The sequence below is a fragment of the Leucobacter fengyongliangi genome, assembly GCF_050971685.1.
Classification (GTDB): Bacteria; Actinomycetota; Actinomycetes; order Actinomycetales; family Microbacteriaceae; genus Leucobacter.
In genome coordinates this window covers 1-17,106 of the sequence record NZ_JBPCEU010000002.1, presented here as the reverse complement: position 1 = coordinate 17,106, position 17,106 = coordinate 1, and the positions used below count along the sequence as shown (strand labels likewise).

Sequence of the window (17,106 nt, the reverse complement as noted above, 5' to 3'; positions counted from 1 at the left end):
GTTTTTGCACGACATGTCAATACGGGAGGAGGAGCCCGGTCTGAGGCCGCCCGTCACGCCTCTGGCGAACACCGACGCGGGATCCACCTTCGCTGCGTACGCTGTTGGTATCGGCCGAGCACGCACCCCTCGACGCACCTCGGCCACAGGAGGTTAGAGATGTTCGAGAGATTCACCGACCGTGCCCGTCGGGTGGTTGTGCTTGCCCAAGAAGAGGCAAAGATGCTCAACCACAACTACATCGGTACCGAGCACATACTGCTTGGGCTGATTCATGAGGGCGAGGGCGTCGCCGCGAAGGCGCTTGAGCAACTCGAGATTTCGCTCGACGCGGTGCGCGAGCAGGTCACTGACATTATCGGCACCGGTCAGCAGCCGCCCGCTGGTCACATTCCCTTCACGCCGCGCGCCAAGAAGGTGCTTGAGTTGAGCCTGCGCGAGGCGCTGCAGCTCGGCCACAACTACATCGGTACCGAGCACATTCTGCTCGGCCTCATCCGTGAGGGTGAGGGAGTGGCCGCGCAGGTGCTCGTCAAGCTCGGGGCCGATCTAAACCGTGTGCGTCAGACCGTGATCCAGTTACTTTCCGGCTACCAGGCGGGCAAGGAATCGGTCAGCGTTGGCGCTTCGGAGAGTACCGGGGCCGAGGCAAAGGGTTCGCAGGTGCTCGACCAGTTTGGTCGCAATCTCACCCAAGCTGCTCGTGAGGGCAAGCTTGACCCGGTCATCGGGCGCGAGAAAGAGGTTGAGCGGGTCATGCAGATCCTCTCCCGCCGTTCAAAGAACAACCCAGTGCTCATCGGCGAACCTGGCGTGGGCAAGACCGCCGTGGTCGAGGGGCTGGCGCAGGCCATCGTCAAGGGTGAGGTGCCCGAGACGCTGAAAGACAAGCAGCTCTACATTCTTGATCTGAGTTCGCTCATCGCTGGCAGCCGCTACCGCGGCGACTTCGAGGAACGTCTCAAGAAGGTCACGAAAGAGATCCGCACGCGCGGTGACATCATCATCTTCATCGATGAGATCCACACCCTGGTCGGCGCAGGAGCGGCCGAGGGCGCGATCGACGCGGCCAATATTTTGAAGCCGCTGCTCGCGCGCGGTGAGTTGCAGACCATCGGTGCGACTACGCTCGACGAGTACCGCAAGCACTTCGAGAAGGATGCGGCGCTCGAGCGCCGTTTCCAGTCGGTGATGGTGAACGAGCCCTCGCTGCAGCACTCGATCAACATCTTGAAGGGTCTGCGCGACCGCTACGAGGCACATCACAAGGTGTCGATCACAGATGCGGCCATTGTCGCCGCGGTGAACCTGGCGGATCGTTACGTGCAAGATCGCTTCCTGCCCGACAAGGCTATTGACCTGATCGACGAGGCGGGCGCGCGTCTGCGCCTGTCGATCTTGTCGAGCCCGCCCGAACTCCGCGAGTTCGACGAGAAGATCGCGGTGGTGCGCGCCGACAAGGAAAAGGCCATCGAGGATCAGGACTTCGAGAAGGCTGCGGGCCTGCGCGATGAGGAAAAGAAGCTCATCGCCGAACGCCTGCGTTTGGAAAAGCAGTGGCGTAAGGGCGAGGTCGAAACGACGGCAGAGGTGGACGAGGGCCTGATCGCCGAGGTGCTCGCACAGGCCACCGGCATCCCCGTCTTCAAGCTCACGGAGGAAGAAACCTCCCGCCTGCGGTTCATGGAGGAGGCCCTGCACCAGCGGGTCATCGGCCAGAACGAGGCGATCTCGGCGCTCGCGAAGACGATACGTCGTCAACGCGCGGGCCTGAAGGATCCGAAGCGCCCGTCTGGCTCATTCATCTTCGCCGGCCCCACGGGTGTCGGCAAGACCGAGCTGGCAAAGGCGCTCGCCGAGTTCCTCTTCGACGACGAGAGCGCGATGATCTCGCTCGACATGTCGGAGTACGGCGAGAAGCACACCGTGTCGCGACTCTTCGGTGCCCCTCCCGGCTTCGTTGGTTTCGAAGAAGGTGGCCAGCTCACCGAGAAGGTGCGCCGGAAGCCATTCTCTGTGGTGCTCTTCGACGAGATCGAAAAGGCGCACCCCGATATCTTCAACTCGCTGTTGCAGATTCTCGAGGAGGGTCGACTCACCGACGGTCAGGGTCGCGTCGTCGACTTCAAGAACACCGTGATCATCATGACCACCAACCTGGGTTCTTCCGCGATCGCCGGTGGTCCGGTTGGGTTCCAGATCGAGGGTGACTCTCAGATCGGCTACGAGACGATGAAGGGCAAGGTGAACGAGGAACTGAAGAAGCACTTCAAGCCCGAGTTCCTGAACCGCGTCGACGATGTGATCGTCTTCCCGCAGCTCTCCAAGCCCGAGCTGCTGCAGATCGTGGGCCTCTTCGTGAAGTCGCTCGCGGATCGCTTGCTCGATCGCGATATTCGCATCGAGGTCTCTGTGCCCGCACGCGAGCGACTCATCGAGATCGGGTACGACCCCACGCTGGGTGCGCGCCCGTTGCGCCGTGCGGTGCAGAGAGAGATTGAGGATCGGCTCTCCGAGCGAATTCTCGGGGCCGAGCTGCTCGCGGGCGACCTGGTCACGGTCGACTTTGTGGATGGCCAGTTCACCTTCGAGAGCGATGGCAAGTCGAAAGATCACGGCAGCACGTCGGCCTCGTCGGCCGCAGCCGTCGCCTCGACCGCTCCCACGATCGAGTAGCACCTCCGCCAACGGCAGGAACCCCGCGACCTCATGGTCGTGGGGTTCCTGCCGTTGTGGCCTGGAAGCCTGCCCACGGAAGTGTGGTGGGGCGGCCTCGCTGTGAGCCGCTCTTGGCGATGAACGCCGATCCACCCCATTAGACTCTCTGCATGACTCAGGCCGCCGACGTGCGGGTGCGCCCCGCCCGCACCACCGACATCCCGATTATGGTCACACTCATGCAGCCGCTCGTCGAGCGACGCATTCTGCTCGGCAAAGACCTCGTCGAGCTCTACGGGGCGGTGCCCGAGTTTGTGGTTGCGGTAGATGCTGCAGATGAGGTCATCGGGTTTGGGGCGCTCCACGTGATGTGGGAACACCTGGGCGAGGTGCGCACTCTGGGGGTCTCCGAGCAGTGGCTCGGTCGGGGGGTCGGCCATCGCCTACTGGAGGCTTTGGAGGAACGCGCCCGCGACCTGGGGCTCAATCAGCTGTTCTGCCTCACGTTCGAGGTTGACTTCTTCAGTCGTCACGGGTTCGCGGAGGTTGGTGAAGACACCGAGCTGGTCGCGGCAGACGTGTACGCCGAGCTGCTGCGCTCACACGACGAGGGCGTCGCCGAGTTTCTCGACCTGGCGCGCGTGAAACCAAACACCCTCGGCAACACGCGCATGTTGAAGGCCCTGTAAGGCCGCTCCCCGGGTTACCCTGGCGACATGAGCACGCTGCGGGAACCGGTTGGGCCGAAAGATAAAAAGGTCTACGTCAGGCGCCGCCTGCTGGTGCTCGCCGCCCTCCTTGCCGTGGCCATCGCGGTGGTGTTGGTGATCGTGAAACCAGGCTCGAGCGGCGGAGCCGCGGGTGCCCGCGAGGTCGAAGTGCCCGAAGATCTGGTTTCCGTCGAGAAGCGAGAAACCGAGGAAGCGGATCCCACGGCGATTGCCGCGTGCGCTGACTCGCAGCTTCGGGTGACTCCGGTGACCGATCGCGACAGCTACGCCGCGGGCGAGCTGCCGAAGCTCTCGCTCAGTGTCGAGAATGTCGGCGAGGTTGACTGTCAGGCAGACCTCGGCACGGCGGGCATGAGCTTCGAGATTACGAGCGGTGCGGATCAGGTCTGGAGATCCATTGATTGCCAGGAGAACCCCGATCACCGCGCGGTGGTTGTGCAGCCGGGCAAGCCGCTGTCGACCGAGACGCTCGAATGGGATCGCACGCGGTCAAGCCCCGAGTCGTGTGAGATCACGCGGGATCCGGTCGGCGCCGGGGGTGCCACCTATCACCTGCGGGTTGCGGTCGGCGGGGTGAATGGCGAGGGCACCGCACCCTTCCTGCTCTACTGAGGTGTGGCTTTTCGATCGTCTGTGCCGACAGTGAGTTCAGTGTCGAGGCGGTCTTCGAGGCGCAGCGCGATCCACAGCTCGGCCCGATCGTCGGGGTCTGCGAGTGAGCGATTAAGGAGCGACTCGATGCGCGCGAGCCGGGTGCGTACGGTATTGCGATGCACACCCAGGTGGTCGGCGCAGGCACCTCGATTGCCCTGATGAGCCAGGAACGAGCGGAGGGTGGCGCGCAGCGTCGCACGCTCATCGTCGCTCAGGCCGTGTGGATCGTCGTCGCGCCCGCTTGGGGTGTGCTGCAAGGGGCCTAGCATCGCCCCAATCACCGCCCGCGCTGGCGCGCCCTCGCCTTTGCTTTGTCCCGTTCCCGCCGTGCTCGGTGCCCGCAGGAGCGCCCCGAGCACGGCCGAGTCGCGGTCGGCATGAATGATGCGCGGGCTGCGCGGCTCTTGGTAGAGCTGCTCGATGGCCGACAGCGTGGGCAAGTGGGCTTCGAGCGAGTGAAAGCTGGACATGCTTGCCTCGAGCGGAGCGGCGACCCCGACCACGGCATCGAGCCCGTGCGAGGAGGCGACCTCGAGCGCATGCTCGGTCGGTGCGCCATCGGTGATGATCTGCCACGCGCGCGCCACGCCGGGGGAGGGCTCGGTCGGAAGCGCGACGAGCCTTGCAATGCCGCCGCGCGGTTCAGCGCGCCACGCGGAGATCGCATCGGGGCTGCCCTGCACTGCGATGACGCGCAGCAGCGGCGGCACGGTCACCGTGGGGTCGAGCAGGTGGAGCAGACCCGGGGCGTGCCGGTCGCCGTCAAACAGTGCTTGGGTGAGTCGCGACCAGCGTTGCGCCTCCCTTTCGCCAGCCCGTTCCTGGCCGCGATACTCGACGCTCATGACAATCGCGCCTGCGGTGAGTGCGGCGCGCGCCTCCGGGCCGAGCGGACCACCGGCGACCGTGAGGCGACGCCCCGCCCCGATGTCCAGGCTTGTGAACTCGGGTGATGAAAGGGAGACTTCCCGTGAGCTCCTGGCTCCTCCCGCGGGTATCGCGACTTCCTCTCCGGCATCGCCGTCGAAGTGGGTCGGAAAGCCTGCGGTGCCAGCGATGACCGTGTCGGCGCGGCTCAGCACCGCAACTTGCCTCCCCGTCGCCGCGGCCACTGCGGAGACGACACCCGCGGGGCCGGTCTCGCCGAACGCGTGATCGAGGATCCGCTGCTGCGCGAGGAGCGCCTCGTGGGCTGCGCGCAGCTCATCGACGTTGAGCAGGGAACTCACGGCCTTGCTGATGGCGATGAAGGGGGTGGGCGGCGGCACCTCGATGAGCGCGACCCGGTAGGTGCTGGCGGCGCTGCGCAGCGGATCGGGGATGTGCTCGTGCACGACGCCAATGCCAAAGCCGATCGCGGCCACACGGGCGCGGCTGAGATCCGCGACGAAGTCTCGCCACCTGGGGTCGTCAGCCGACAGGCTGAGGCCGGTAGTGAGCACGAGCTCGCCCCCGTCGAGGTACTCGCTGAGATCCACGAGCTCGGTGGTGGAGACCCAACTGATTTCTGGATCACCCGCGCCGGATTGCACGAGCCTGAGCCCGAGCCCCGGCTGGGTGAGCAACTGCGAGAGGGATGGCATGTGCCATTTTTGCACAAATCTAGGTATTGATCTGTGCAAGAACCGCACTGTGTGTGATGCAATGCGAGCGTAGCATGGCACTCAGAACCGACGGATGGGCGGTTCGCATCGCATCACGCAGGAGGATCTCGAAGTGCAGCCAGGTCAGGAAGCCCCAGTGTCGCAAGCCGACGGCCCGCTCGCGGGGATTCGCGTCGCCGATTTCTCGCGAGTCTTGGCCGGCCCACACGCCACAATGATCCTCGCGGATCTGGGGGCAGACGTGATCAAGATCGAGGCGCCCGAGGGCGACGGTACCCGTCAGTGGTCGCCCCCGGTGAATGCGGTCGGGCAGAGCACCTACTTCGCGGGCGTGAACCGCGGGAAGCGTTCGGTCGTGTGCGACCTGCGATCCGCGGATGGGCTCGAGCGGGCGCACCAGCTCGCGCTCACCGCCGACGTGGTCATCGAGAACTTTAAGCCTGGAACCATGGAGAAGTTTGGCCTGGGCTACGAGGCGCTCGCCGCCGAGAACCCCGGCCTGGTGTACTGCTCGATCTCGGGCTTCGGCGACACCGCGGGGATGGATCTGCCCGGCTACGATCTGCTGGTGCAGGCGGTCGGCGGGCTCATGAGCATCACCGGGCAGAGCGATGCTGACGGGGGAGAACCTACCAAGGTCGGTGTCGCCCTCGTCGACATCCTGACCGGGCTGAACTCGGTTATCGGCATCCAGGCTGCCCTCATGGCACGTGACACCGCGGGTTCCGCCACGGCTGGTCGCGGCCAGCACGTGAAGGTGACCCTGCTCGGGTCGCTGCTCTCGGCGCTCGCGAATCAATCCTCATCGACCCTCGAGACCGGAGTCTCGCCTGGTCGCATGGGCAACGCGCACCCCTCGATCAGCCCGTACGAGACACTCCAGGCGGCGGATCAGGCGGTCGCCCTGGCCGTCGGCACCGATGGTCAGTTCGTCCGCCTATGCGCGGTGCTTGGCGTACCCGAGGTCGCGGCAGATCCCCGCTTCGCCGACAACCCGAGCCGTGTCGCGCACCGCGCCGAGCTGCGAGAGGTGCTCGAGGGTCGCCTGCGCACGAGGCCCGCCGCCGAGTGGATCGCGGAGTTCACCGTCCAGAACATTCCGGCTGGCCGCGTGAACACCATCGCGCAGGCCATCGAGCTGGCGGAGTCGCTGGAGCTGGCTCCCGTCGCGACCACCCCCGCGATCGGGCCCGACGGAGCAGCGCATCCGCTTCGATCGATCGCGCTGCCTATCTCCTTCTCGGCGACCCCGCCCCGCTATCAGGCCCCGCCGCCCGGTCTCGGCGAGCACCAAGAGGATGCCGGATGGCGCTGAGTCCGAATTACTGAGCCTGCGCCCTGGGCGACCCGGCCAGACTGCTGGCCGATCCACTATCGAACCGAGAAACACCGCAAGAATCGCAACCCAACGGACATTGCAAGACACTCCAGACACCGCACTTCACACAAAGGATCCGGACATGACCACCACAATTGACCAACTGTTCAACGTCGCCGACTTCGTCACCGAGGAGGAGCGCGAGTGGCAGATGAAGGCGCGCGAGTTCGCGCAGACCCGCATCCGCCCGATCATCGACCAGGCGTTCGAAGACCGCCGCCTGCCGGTGGAGCTGCTGCCCGAGGTGGGCGAACTCGGCGCGTTCGGCATGTACATGCACGGGTACGGGCTGAAGGGCGCGTCGTCGGTTGCGTATGGCCTGGTCGCGATGGAGTTCGAGGCGGTTGACTCGGGCTTCCGTACGGCGCTGTCGGTGCAGGGCTCGCTCGCGATGGGCGCGATCTACAAGTTTGGTTCTGAAGAGCAGAAGCAGCAGTGGCTGCCCGCGATGGGCCGGGGCGAGGCGATCGGGTTCTTCGGTCTCACCGAACCGCAGGGTGGATCCGACCCCAACACCATGATCACTACTGCCCGCCGCGATGGCGACGAGTGGGTACTCAACGGCAAGAAGCGGTGGATCGGCCTCGCCACCATCGCCCAGGTCGGCGTGATCTGGGCGAAGGACGAGGAGGGCATCGTGCGCGGGTTCGTCGTGCCGACGGAGACCCCCGGCTTTCAGGCCACCGCGATTGAGAACAAGCTCTCGATGCGTGCCTCGCTGCAGACCGAGATCGAGCTGAACGACGTGCGCCTCCCTGCCGATGCGATCCTGCCCGGCGCAAAGGGGCTGTCGGCTCCGTTCAAGTGCCTGAACGAGGCCCGGTACGGTATCGCCTGGGGCGTCATGGGCGCGGCGCGCGCGTGCCTGGAGGTGGCCATTGAGCGCTCGCAGACCCGCATGGTGTTTGGTGCGCCGATCGGCGGCAAGCAGCTCATTCAGGGCCAGCTCGCCGACATGTTCCTCGAGTACCAGAAGGGCACGCTGCTTGCGCTGCACCTGGGCCGCCTGAAGGATGCCGGGAACCTCTCCTACGGCCAGATTTCGGTGGGCAAGCTCAACAACGTGCGCGAGGCCATCAAGATCGCCTCGAACGCTCGCTCGATCCTGGGTGGCGACGGCATCACCGATGACTTCCCAGTGATGCGCCACATGGCGAACCTCGAGTCGGTGCGCACCTACGAAGGCACCGATGAGGTGCACCAGCTCGTCATCGGCCGCGAACTGACGGGCATCGCAGCGTTCGCCTAGGCGGATCGCCCCACCCAGCAGGGCATGCGCTGCGCGGGATTGGTTGAGTCGGGGGTGGTGTGATCCACCCCCGCTTTTGCGTTCCTTCCGGCCCCTCCTGGCCTGGCTCGTCCCGGCCCCTCCATCAGCCTCATTTCGCTCTCGTGCCCTCCTCGTCCCTCCGTTCATGGCATGACTTTCCCCAAGTTGATGCGCGATCCACCCATCACCCGCATGTTCGGGAAAGTCGTCGCGTTAACTGGCAGCTCCCGGGGGCGGTCTGGTCCCGACTTTCCCCAAGTTGATGCTCGGGACTCTCCGCTACCGCAATTTGGGGCAACTGGATCGAAGCTCCGTGGCGGATGTTGCTGCACCCGCACGCACATGGGGCTGCACCCGCAGGTTCATGTTGCTGTACCCAGAGGTATTTGCGGTGCACCCTGGGCAGCTCCGAGTAGCGTTCGCCGCTCACAGGCAAACAGTGAGGGGAGTTCTCCACGGATGCCGAGCGTACCCCGATGTGGAGTTCAAACCCGCGGCAAGCTTGTCGCCATGTCTCCCCACAGAATCGAAGTGCCTGTAACCTTCCCAAGCGCGTTCTTGCGTTCAAATGGCATCGCAGCTGGGCTTTCCGAGTGGGTACTCCGGAGCCCCCGGTTTAATCGTCCATTTCACGGGGTCCGTACCGCAGTCGTTCAGCAACCACCAGGAGCGGCAGGAACCTTAACAGCAAATACAACTGCTCTTCACCTTGCTGCTGCGCGCGACTACTATCCGCGGCTGCGCGACACCGAGATCTACAGCCACGAGACGGCATTACTCCTCCTCGGCTGCCCAATCCGTGCGGCACGCCGCCCGCATGTGTCTGTACTGGCCCCGCGCAACGCGAGTCGCACGCGAGGCGTGGTGGGGCATCAGCACGGCGCACCAATTTCGTGCGTCCTGGTGGATCAGCACCTCCCTGTGGCGCCACCGCAGCAGGCGCTCCTTCAGGCGGTGCCATCTATGAGCCTCGCAGAGGTCGTCGTCGCGATTGATTATCTCCTGCGGCCACGGGGTCCACGCGACCGCACACGCCCAAAACTCACGATGGCGGAACTCGACGCGCTGACGCGTACGCCAAATCAGCGCTGTGGGCACCGGTTGCGCTTGGCCGCGAGCTTGGCGCGCATCGGTGCCGAATCAAGGATGGAGACGCTGCTTCGACTGATTCTCGCCGCCTACGGGCTTGACGACGGATTCGAACTACAGGTCGATCTCTCTGATGACCGCGGGTGGATCGGCCGATTCGACCTGGTCCATGCCGCCCATCGGCTCATCGTGGAGTATGACGGCGAGCAGCACCGCACAGATGCCAGACAATACGCGAAGGATGAGCGACGCATATCGCGTGCGTGGAAGGCCGGTTATCAGGTGTTGCGGTTTCGATACCCGGAGGTCGCGCAAAATCCGGAGGTGGCCGCGCTCGCCGTCGCGGAAGCCCTGGGGGTGCAGTTGCGGACCCTGGAGCCTGGAATCACGGGGCTCCTCACTTGGCGCTGAGGGGGAGCTTCCCCAAATTGCGGGAAACCACCTGCCTGAACATCAATCTTGGGAAAGTAGTGTCGCGCAACCCAGGGGTAAGCATGAAGAAGCATGGAGAAGGTGAAGTCCGTTGTTGTGGGGAGGGGGAAGCCTGTGGGCATCTGCGTGACCGAGTCATCTGAAGCTGATGTGCGGAGCGTGCCGATAATTCGGACTATCGATCTCACATCTAGACTTTTCGTCAACCGAGGTCTGTTTGCCGGAGTAGAGGTGCCTGATGCTGATGCTGATGCTGATGCTGATTCGGAGTGGTGATGCGTGAGGGTGACGCGGGCGCGATCCACAGTGGATCGCGCGAACCGCACCTCGAAAGTGGCGTTCGGGTGCGTGCCGACCGCCTGGAGCGGGTGCCGTGGCGTGCGGTCGCGGCATTCGTGGTCATTGCGGTGGTACTCGCCTGGCTCGTGGCCTCGCCGATCTGGCTGATGGGTGGCACTGCGTCCCCGGAGCTGGGCCTGTGGATCCAGTTGCTCGGTATTCCGATGATGTTCACCCCCGCGGTCGCGACCCTCGTGGTTGTCTTCACCATGAAAGTGCCGAAGGGGGAGCGGCTGCGCTTTCTCGGCATGTGGCCTCTGCGGCCAGCGAAGCGGATGATCTGGTTCACGGTCGCTGCGCTGCTGGTGCCGCCGATGATCGTCGCCGCGGGGCTGTTTCTCTCGGCGGCGCTCGGGTTCACGACACTCGATCTAGTGAGCTTCTCGGGCTTCGCCGCGATGCTCGATGCGCAACTTGCGGCGCTCGATCCCGCGCTGCGTGAACAGGCCGGTGAGCTGCCGCCGCTCGGACTCCTCGTTGCGCTCCAGCTGCTGTCGATTCCCTTGGGTGGCCTGATCAACGCGCTCTTTGCATTTGGCGAGGAGGTGGGGTGGCGCGGTTGGCTGCTGCCCGCGCTGCTGCCCCTCGGCACCTGGCCGGCGCTGCTCATCTCGGGTGTGATCTGGGGGGTGTGGCACTCGCCGTTGATCCTCTTGGGGTACAACTTCGGGTACACCGATTGGCGCGGGGTGGCGCTCATGACCGGCGGCTGCGTGGCATGGGGTGTGCTCTTTGGTTGGGCCCGCCTACGCTCAGGATCGGTGTGGCCTGCCGTGATCGGCCACGGCGCGCTCAACGCGGCGGCCGGCCTGGGCTTGCTTCTCGTCGCGGTGGGCACAGAATTGCCGATGTGGCTCGTGGGCCCGCTCGGCGTCGTGGTCTGGGCCGTGATCGCGGTGATCGTGATCGTACTGGTGCTGACCGGGCAGTTACGGGTGCAGCCCGAGCTCGCTCCGGCTCGCGCGCGGCCACAGGTGGCCGAGCAAGCGAAGCCGGCCCCGCAGTCGCAGCCTCGGCCTGAGCTACGCGAGCACTGAGCGGTCGAACGGGTCGACGCTGATGCCCTGCGTGAGCACGGTGCGGCACCATTCCTTGGCCGAGTGCAGGCTGTGGTCGCGGTAGTTGCCGCAGCTCTTGGCGTCGGTGCCGGGCACGTCGTCCCAGGTCACGCGCTCGACGATGTCCTCGAGCGAGGCCCTGATCGCGGCAGCTACCTCGGCGGGCTCGGGCTCGCCCCACACGATGAGGTGAAACCCGGTGCGGCAGCCAAACGGCGAGATGTCGATAACGCCGCTCAGGCGGGTGCGCAGCAGCCCGGCGATCGTGTGCTCGATGGTGTGGAGGCCAGCGGTGGGGATCTCTCCCGCGTTGGGCTGCACCAGCCGAATGTCGTAATTGGTGATGGCGTCACCCTTGGGCCCGTGCTCCACGGCGATCTTCCGCACGTAGGGGGCGCGCACCAGAGTGTGGTCGAGCGCGAAGCTTTCTACCTCGGCCAGTTCGACATCACTCATGCGTTGCTCCTCGATTCGATGGTGGATCCCCGTGCGCCTGGCGGCGCCCGGGAGTTCTCGCGTACTTAACGCTACGCGATCCACCAGCGCATCTGCGGAGGATTACGCCGCGGTACGGCTAAGAGCGATGCTCGCGGCTACGCCGGAGCGATCGATCTGCACGTCCCAGCCATGCCGTGACAGCGCAGCGAGGTCGCCCTCGGCAGCGTCGATTCGGTCGGTCTCGACCAAATACAGGGTGCGGCCGCTTGAGCGGTAGACCGAGCGGTGGGTTGCCCATTCGGGTACGCGGGGGCGGCTTCCGTCGCCGAGCGCGTGATAGGGGGTGTGAAGTGCCATGAGATTGTTCGACATGATGTTCCTTTCGAACGCGCGGTCATTGCGCGTTGCAAACGATTCGCCTTACGGCTGATTCTGGATCGCGAAGGCTGCCAGCGAGTAAACGCAAGGTGGCGATCTGAGCCTGCTCAATGAACGATGAGCGGCGTTGTGAGCGGAAGACCGGAGTAGTGGATTCCGCGGCTGTCGGGCGCATGCGGATCACAGTTTTCCTGCTCAGCCTTCCATCATACGTTATATCTGCTGGAATTGCTACAATGGATTGTTTGGGCTTGTTGTCGCAGTGAGTTGAGGAGGTGGCTGATGGCTGAAAAGTCTTTGCTGGTGTTTGCGCACAGCGACGAGGCGACTGCCTTCGCGCAGGCTGGCGTGCCGCACCTGCTCACCGGGGTGGGCAAGGTGAATGCGGCGATGAGCCTGACCGATGCGATCTTCGCCGCGGGGTTGCGCGATATCGAGCGCGTGGTGGTGCTGGGCACCGCTGGCGTGGTGAGCGATGGGCCCTCTCTCGATGTGGTCTATCAGATTTCCGCGGCCGTGCAGCATGACTTCTCGCTGCCCTCGCCGCGGCTCGAACCAGCAGGCGAATTGCTTGCCGAGACGGCCGTGATCGCGACGGGCGACGTGTTCGTGAAGAGCGACGAACAGCGCCGGTTGATCGCCGAGCTTGGTGCGTCGCTCGTCGACATGGAGACGTACGCGTATGCGAGCGTGTGCGCGAGGCTCGGGGTGCCGCTGCAGGTGTTCAAGGCACCGTCTGATTTTGCCGACAGTTCGACCACCGATGAAGAGTGGGACACGGTGGTGTTTACGAAGAGCGACCAGTTGTTTGCGTTTGCGCAGGCGAGACTGCCCGAACTGCTCGGGTAGTCACCACCCTCACGGATGGCTCCGGCCGCCTGCCTCGCAGCTCCGCTGCTTCTGCGTCTCCACCGCTCGATTCGCGATTCAGGCCCGCTTCACGTAAGCTTTTCCGCGGTGACGTGTCCGAGCGGCCGAAGGTGCGACTCTCGAAAAGTCGTGTAGGGTAACCCCCTACCGTGGGTTCAAATCCCACCGTCACCGCCAGAGAAAACCCCCGAAAATCGTTGGAAAATCAACGGAGTTCGGGGGTTTCTTCATTCCCAGACTGGCCTTGTGCTAACACTGTGCTAACACTTGAACGAGCACGCGCTTGATCGAGCGCATCTGCGACCGTGTCGAGGTCGTCATCGAACAGCTCGCTGTATACGTCGAGTGTCATCGCCGCCGACGCATGACCGAGCATTCTCTGAACCGCTTTCACGTTCGCACCCGCACTGATCGCGAGGCTCGCTGCAGTGTGCCGAAGGTCGTGAGGTGTGACCCGCGGGAAGACCGGCCCAGGCTCTTCGCCACGCTCTTCAGCTTCCGCAGCGGCCGTCTGATCTGCCTCTCGCAAACGCTGAACCGCGCCCGCGAACCAACCCTTCACCGAGTTCGGCAAACGCATATGAAGCACGCCATCGCCCCATAGAAGCTGATCGTCTCGTTTGCCCTTCATCGCCTCAGTGATCGCCGGGGCAAGAAATGCAGGGAAGGGAACCGATCTCGACTCATGCGTCTTCGGGGTGCCGACCTCGATGATCGAACCGACCATCACCGCATTCTCTTCGACGCTCACACGCCGCCGCTTCATGTCGACGTTCCTGACCCTCAACCCGGTCGCTTCGCCCCACCGCAGGCCCGTATACGCGAGGAAGAGCACCAGGTTCGGATACTGCGACTCCCGAGCAAGCCGGTCGACCATCTCGTGAGTGAGATACACCTTCGCCTTGCCAGTCTTCCGAGGAAGAGACACGTCTCGAGCGACATTGCGAGTCAGCCGACGATCCTTCACCGCAATATCGAGGATCGCAGCGAGTACCCCGTAGGCCCTGAGTACCGTCGTCGCGCTGAGGGTCGTCGACAACTCCGATACCCATGCCTGCACTTCGCTGTGCCGAATGCCACCGACCCCACGCTGACCCCACTTCGGCTCAACATGAATACGCCACGCAGAATCGACCGGCCGATAACTCGACGGCTTCATCACCGACTTCCGAGCCGCGATCCACTGAGCGCCGAGCCTGCCGATCGTCGCCTTCGCGTCATGGGGGTCGACGTACTCGCCGCGATGTTTGGAGCCTTCGACCTCGTTGAGATACTGCTCAGCGTCGCGCTTCCGAGTGAAGCCGCGCTTCATCACTTGCTTATTCGTCGGGTCGCGATACATCACCGCATAGCGGGGCTTCTTGTCGGTCTTGACCGCGTAGGAGAAGACGCTACCCATCTCGATCAATTACGTCTTTTAATGCTGCTCGGAGCGCTTCCTCGTCACGTTTTAAGCATTCAAAAAGTAGCGAAGAGAACTTGCCGCTCACGTCGAGACCTTCTCTTGACACTTGAGCCTCGAGGTCAATCAGGGGGCCTAGTCGATGTATCTGTGCTGGGCCTTCTAATTCGATGACGTCCCGTATCCAATCTGCTTGACGCTCGGATATCACGACAGCAGCGTCGGCTTGCTGCGCCATATGCAGGAGCGCTCTTGCGTAGCGGGTGCCGTTGTCTTCGAGTTCTTCCCGAATGAGTCCGACCCGCTCAAGCGTCGGGTCCAAGTTCGGTGAACCGTCAGTGTCGATGAACTGGTCGAGCGTGAAACCAAGCGAATCGGCAAGGTCAACAGCTTCGCCGAAAATCACTCGTCGATTACCAGTCTCGATCTTGTAGACCGTCTGCTGCCTGAAGTCGTGCCCGCGCGCTTTCATGCGCTGTGCGAGATCGTCTTGTGAGAGTTTTTGCTGCTCGCGAATCTCTCGCAGACGTATGGCGAATTGGTCGTCGAAAGAAGACATGACCCGAGTGTAACCCAAAAGGGTTTTAGAAGGATAGACAACTTCGGTGTAACCCTGATATGGTTTTAGTGAGTCAAACCAGAAAGGAGTTTCAAATGACCACAATCACCAAAACAGCGACCGTCTATCTGACGCCCGAGCAGGTGTGCGAGATCATCCCGGGCATGACCAAGGGGAATCTTGCTCAGCTTCGGTTCAAGGGCATCGGGCCGAAGTTCTACAAGCCCACCCCGCGCGTCGTCTTGTACTCGCGCGACCAGATCATCGCCTGGGTCGAAGGCTCAGAGCGCACAGGCACCGCTGAGGCGTAAGCATGAGCACCACCCTCGACCAAACCCGCTCCAACGTAAGGAACATCATGAACAACACTCACCCGGTTCACCGAATCAGTAAGACGCACACCGAAGCCCCCTGCGGCGACCTGCACGATGTCGTGAACGCGCTCACCGGCGCGCTCACTGAAGTTATGGCGATGGACATTCCAAGCGACTACGCGCTCGCCGAGCTTGTCTGGCTCGCCGGTCGGTCAAAAGCTGAAGCGACCGGCGTACTAGCGAGACGACTGAATGTCGACTTCTACGATCTCATCGACGCGATGGACGACCCCAACAGCAACGCCGCCGCCGAGCTACGCGACCGACTGAACGGGCTCGTCACTGGCCTTGTGGAGCACCCATAATGCCCGCCGCAAAGAAGAAGGCCCCGATCGAGTTGCAGCTCGACGAGGCCAATACCGATAACCCATTCCCGTATCAAAAAGAAGGAGCAACGATGAATGCCAGTATCCCAGAGATCGCGGTGAACTTCGACATCACGGCGTACCTTACGTATATTGATCGCGTAGCCCGAGTCGTGCCTCACATACTTTGATCGCATACTCTTACGCTGAACCGGTATGAACAAGGGTGTGGTGTCAGTGCCGACACGAATCGAAGTCACCAAACAACTCAAACAGGCCTATAAGACCGCGAGCAGGTCCGAGAAATCGAAGATTCTGGATCAGTTCTGCGCAACCACCGGTCTGTCTCGGGTGTCAGCCAGGCGTTATCTCACCAGACCGCATTTGGGCGTGAAGAATGTCTCCCAGCTCGATCGTCGCCGTCACCGCCCAACGACGTACTCTGCAGCATCGAAACGGGTGCTGGTGTGGCTGTGGAAGGTCATGATGTACCCGTGCGGGAAATATATGCACGAGATGATCCCCGCGTGGATCCCCCAGCTCGAAGCCCATGGTGAGCTCCGCAATGGTAAGCACGACTACAGTCCCGAGGTGCGTGCCGAGCTCTTACGCATGTCCGCCGCGACGATCGATCGCTACCTGCAAGAGCACCGGCGAGCACTCGATCTGAAAGGGATCTCGGCCACCCGCTCTGGCGCGCTGCTACGTACCTCGATCACGATCCGGAAAGCGGGCGACGAGGCAGAACACGAGCCGGGATTCATGGAGTGCGACACGGTCGCGCATTGCGGCCCAACACTGAAAGGCGAGTTCGCGAGGACCCTCACCGCGACCTGCGTGCACACCGGGTGGACGCACCTGGAAGTGTTGCGGAACAACGCGCGCGTGCACATGATCACAGCTCTCGAGCGTCTCGAGGCTGCGTTACCGTTCGCGATTGCCGGGTTGGACTGCGATAACGGGAGCGAGTTCATCAACGACAAAGTCGTTGAATGGGCCCGCGGCCGAAAGATCTTCTTCACGAGGTCTCGGCCATACAAGAAGAACGATCAAGCGGTCGTGGAATCAAAGAACAACCACATCGTCCGTAAGTACGGCTTCTACTACCGTTACGACACCACCGACGAACGAGAAGTCCTCGAACGGCTTTGGCATGTCGTGATGCTGAAGATGAACTTCTTCACGCCCACGAAGAAACCAGTGGGGTGGGAAGCTGATGGGCAAGGGCGTAGGCGGCGAGTGTATGACGCTCCCCGGACCCCGTATGAGCGGTTACTCGAGTCCGGCATACTTTCCCTGCAGCAAACGCGAGAGCTAGAAAAGACGTATGCGAAGCTCAACCCGGTCGAGCTGAGCCGTGACATTGTCAGGTATCAGGGCATGCTCATGACCAAAGCCGGGTGGAAGACCGAGGTCCTGACGGCCGAGGTCGAAGAATCGAAGAGACGACGGCGCGGGCGACAGTCGGGCGGGGTGAAACTCCGCTCGGCTTGAACGCGGGGTTACGCGATCAATCTATGTGAGGCACAAGATGAACTACGCGATCATCTTGACATGAGGCACTACG

18 protein-coding genes and 1 tRNA gene are annotated in these 17,106 nt (G+C 63.2%); 14 read left to right on the top strand and 5 right to left on the bottom strand.

All coding sequences use genetic code 11. The annotated features are described in order from the left end of the window. Nucleotides 1-159: 159 nt before the first annotated feature. The 3 genes from ACR0R4_RS01965 to ACR0R4_RS01955 all read left to right on the top strand — a co-directional run bounded on the left by ACR0R4_RS01965 (nt 160) and on the right by ACR0R4_RS01955 (nt 4,001). Complete coding sequence (locus ACR0R4_RS01965; RefSeq protein WP_433645659.1) at nt 160-2,676, top strand: ATP-dependent Clp protease ATP-binding subunit; 2,517 nt, start codon at nt 160-162, stop codon at nt 2,674-2,676. A 152-nt stretch (nt 2,677-2,828) separates the two neighbouring features. Next, nucleotides 2,829-3,347 (top strand): amino-acid N-acetyltransferase, encoded by a 519-nt coding sequence (locus ACR0R4_RS01960; RefSeq protein ID WP_433645658.1) that lies wholly within the window; start codon nt 2,829-2,831, stop codon nt 3,345-3,347. Nucleotides 3,348-3,374: 27 nt separating this feature from the next. Then, nucleotides 3,375-4,001 (top strand): hypothetical protein, encoded by a 627-nt coding sequence (locus ACR0R4_RS01955; protein ID WP_433645657.1) that lies wholly within the window; start codon nt 3,375-3,377, stop codon nt 3,999-4,001. Here the strand turns inward: ACR0R4_RS01955 and ACR0R4_RS01950 are convergent. Then, on the bottom strand, nt 3,995-5,626 hold the full coding sequence (locus tag ACR0R4_RS01950; protein WP_433645656.1) for a PucR family transcriptional regulator ligand-binding domain-containing protein: 1,632 nt from the start codon (nt 5,624-5,626) through the stop codon (nt 3,995-3,997). The two genes, ACR0R4_RS01955 and ACR0R4_RS01950, sit on opposite strands and share 7 nt — an antisense overlap. A 94-nt stretch (nt 5,627-5,720) precedes the next feature. On the opposite strand from ACR0R4_RS01950, the gene ACR0R4_RS01945 reads away from it, so the two are divergent. The 5 genes from ACR0R4_RS01945 to ACR0R4_RS01925 all read left to right on the top strand — a co-directional run bounded on the left by ACR0R4_RS01945 (nt 5,721) and on the right by ACR0R4_RS01925 (nt 11,192). Further along, nucleotides 5,721-6,962: a CaiB/BaiF CoA transferase family protein gene (locus ACR0R4_RS01945; protein ID WP_433645655.1), complete on the top strand. Its 1,242-nt coding sequence runs from the start codon at nt 5,721-5,723 to the stop codon at nt 6,960-6,962. 145 nt (nt 6,963-7,107) lie between these two features. Next, the gene (locus ACR0R4_RS01940) at nt 7,108-8,274 is read left to right on the top strand and encodes an acyl-CoA dehydrogenase family protein (protein WP_433645654.1); all 1,167 of its coding nucleotides are present in this window, start codon (nt 7,108-7,110) and stop codon (nt 8,272-8,274) included. 984 nt (nt 8,275-9,258) lie between these two features. Then, a complete protein-coding gene (locus ACR0R4_RS01935) occupies nt 9,259-9,795 on the top strand; it encodes an endonuclease domain-containing protein (protein ID WP_433645653.1) in 537 nt (178 codons plus the stop codon). A gap of 93 nt (nt 9,796-9,888) precedes the next feature. Then, complete coding sequence (locus ACR0R4_RS01930) at nt 9,889-10,092, top strand: hypothetical protein (protein ID WP_433645652.1); 204 nt, start codon at nt 9,889-9,891, stop codon at nt 10,090-10,092. Beyond that, nucleotides 10,092-11,192, top strand: coding sequence for a CPBP family intramembrane glutamic endopeptidase (locus ACR0R4_RS01925; protein ID WP_433645651.1), 1,101 nt, complete (start codon nt 10,092-10,094; stop codon nt 11,190-11,192). The genes ACR0R4_RS01930 and ACR0R4_RS01925 overlap by 1 nt, the downstream gene beginning before the upstream one ends. Here the strand turns inward: ACR0R4_RS01925 and ACR0R4_RS01920 are convergent. Both ACR0R4_RS01920 and ACR0R4_RS01915 read right to left on the bottom strand, forming a co-directional pair. Then, nucleotides 11,178-11,669: an S-ribosylhomocysteine lyase gene (locus ACR0R4_RS01920; RefSeq protein ID WP_433645650.1), complete on the bottom strand. Its 492-nt coding sequence runs from the start codon at nt 11,667-11,669 to the stop codon at nt 11,178-11,180. The two genes, ACR0R4_RS01925 and ACR0R4_RS01920, sit on opposite strands and share 15 nt — an antisense overlap. A 102-nt stretch (nt 11,670-11,771) precedes the next feature. Continuing rightward, complete coding sequence (locus tag ACR0R4_RS01915) at nt 11,772-12,023, bottom strand: hypothetical protein (protein WP_433645649.1); 252 nt, start codon at nt 12,021-12,023, stop codon at nt 11,772-11,774. Nucleotides 12,024-12,311: 288 nt separating this feature from the next. Between ACR0R4_RS01915 and ACR0R4_RS01910 the strand changes: the two genes are divergently transcribed. Beyond that, a complete protein-coding gene (locus ACR0R4_RS01910) occupies nt 12,312-12,878 on the top strand; it encodes a phosphorylase family protein (RefSeq protein WP_433645648.1) in 567 nt (188 codons plus the stop codon). Nucleotides 12,879-12,985: 107 nt separating this feature from the next. Further along, nucleotides 12,986-13,076: transfer RNA gene (locus tag ACR0R4_RS01905), tRNA-Ser, on the top strand. Between the two features lie 28 nt (nt 13,077-13,104). On the opposite strand, the gene ACR0R4_RS01900 is transcribed toward ACR0R4_RS01905, so the two are convergent. Together ACR0R4_RS01900 and ACR0R4_RS01895 are read right to left on the bottom strand one after the other, a co-directional pair. After that, nucleotides 13,105-14,298: a site-specific integrase gene (locus ACR0R4_RS01900; RefSeq protein WP_433645836.1), complete on the bottom strand. Its 1,194-nt coding sequence runs from the start codon at nt 14,296-14,298 to the stop codon at nt 13,105-13,107. Beyond that, the gene (locus tag ACR0R4_RS01895) at nt 14,291-14,860 is read right to left on the bottom strand and encodes a helix-turn-helix domain-containing protein (RefSeq protein WP_433645647.1); all 570 of its coding nucleotides are present in this window, start codon (nt 14,858-14,860) and stop codon (nt 14,291-14,293) included. Before ACR0R4_RS01895 ends, ACR0R4_RS01900 begins: the two co-directional genes overlap by 8 nt. 95 nt (nt 14,861-14,955) lie before the next feature. On the opposite strand from ACR0R4_RS01895, the gene ACR0R4_RS01890 reads away from it, so the two are divergent. From ACR0R4_RS01890 to ACR0R4_RS01875, 4 genes are read left to right on the top strand one after another with little or no spacing between them, the layout of a single operon-like run. After that, on the top strand, nt 14,956-15,171 hold the full coding sequence (locus tag ACR0R4_RS01890; protein WP_433645646.1) for a helix-turn-helix transcriptional regulator: 216 nt from the start codon (nt 14,956-14,958) through the stop codon (nt 15,169-15,171). A 47-nt stretch (nt 15,172-15,218) separates the two neighbouring features. Next, complete coding sequence (locus ACR0R4_RS01885; protein ID WP_433645645.1) at nt 15,219-15,539, top strand: hypothetical protein; 321 nt, start codon at nt 15,219-15,221, stop codon at nt 15,537-15,539. Further along, nucleotides 15,539-15,730: a hypothetical protein gene (locus ACR0R4_RS01880; protein WP_433645644.1), complete on the top strand. Its 192-nt coding sequence runs from the start codon at nt 15,539-15,541 to the stop codon at nt 15,728-15,730. The genes ACR0R4_RS01885 and ACR0R4_RS01880 overlap by 1 nt, the downstream gene beginning before the upstream one ends. 25 nt (nt 15,731-15,755) lie before the next feature. Continuing rightward, the gene (locus tag ACR0R4_RS01875; RefSeq protein WP_433645643.1) at nt 15,756-17,033 is read left to right on the top strand and encodes an integrase catalytic domain-containing protein; all 1,278 of its coding nucleotides are present in this window, start codon (nt 15,756-15,758) and stop codon (nt 17,031-17,033) included. Nucleotides 17,034-17,106 lie beyond the last annotated feature (73 nt).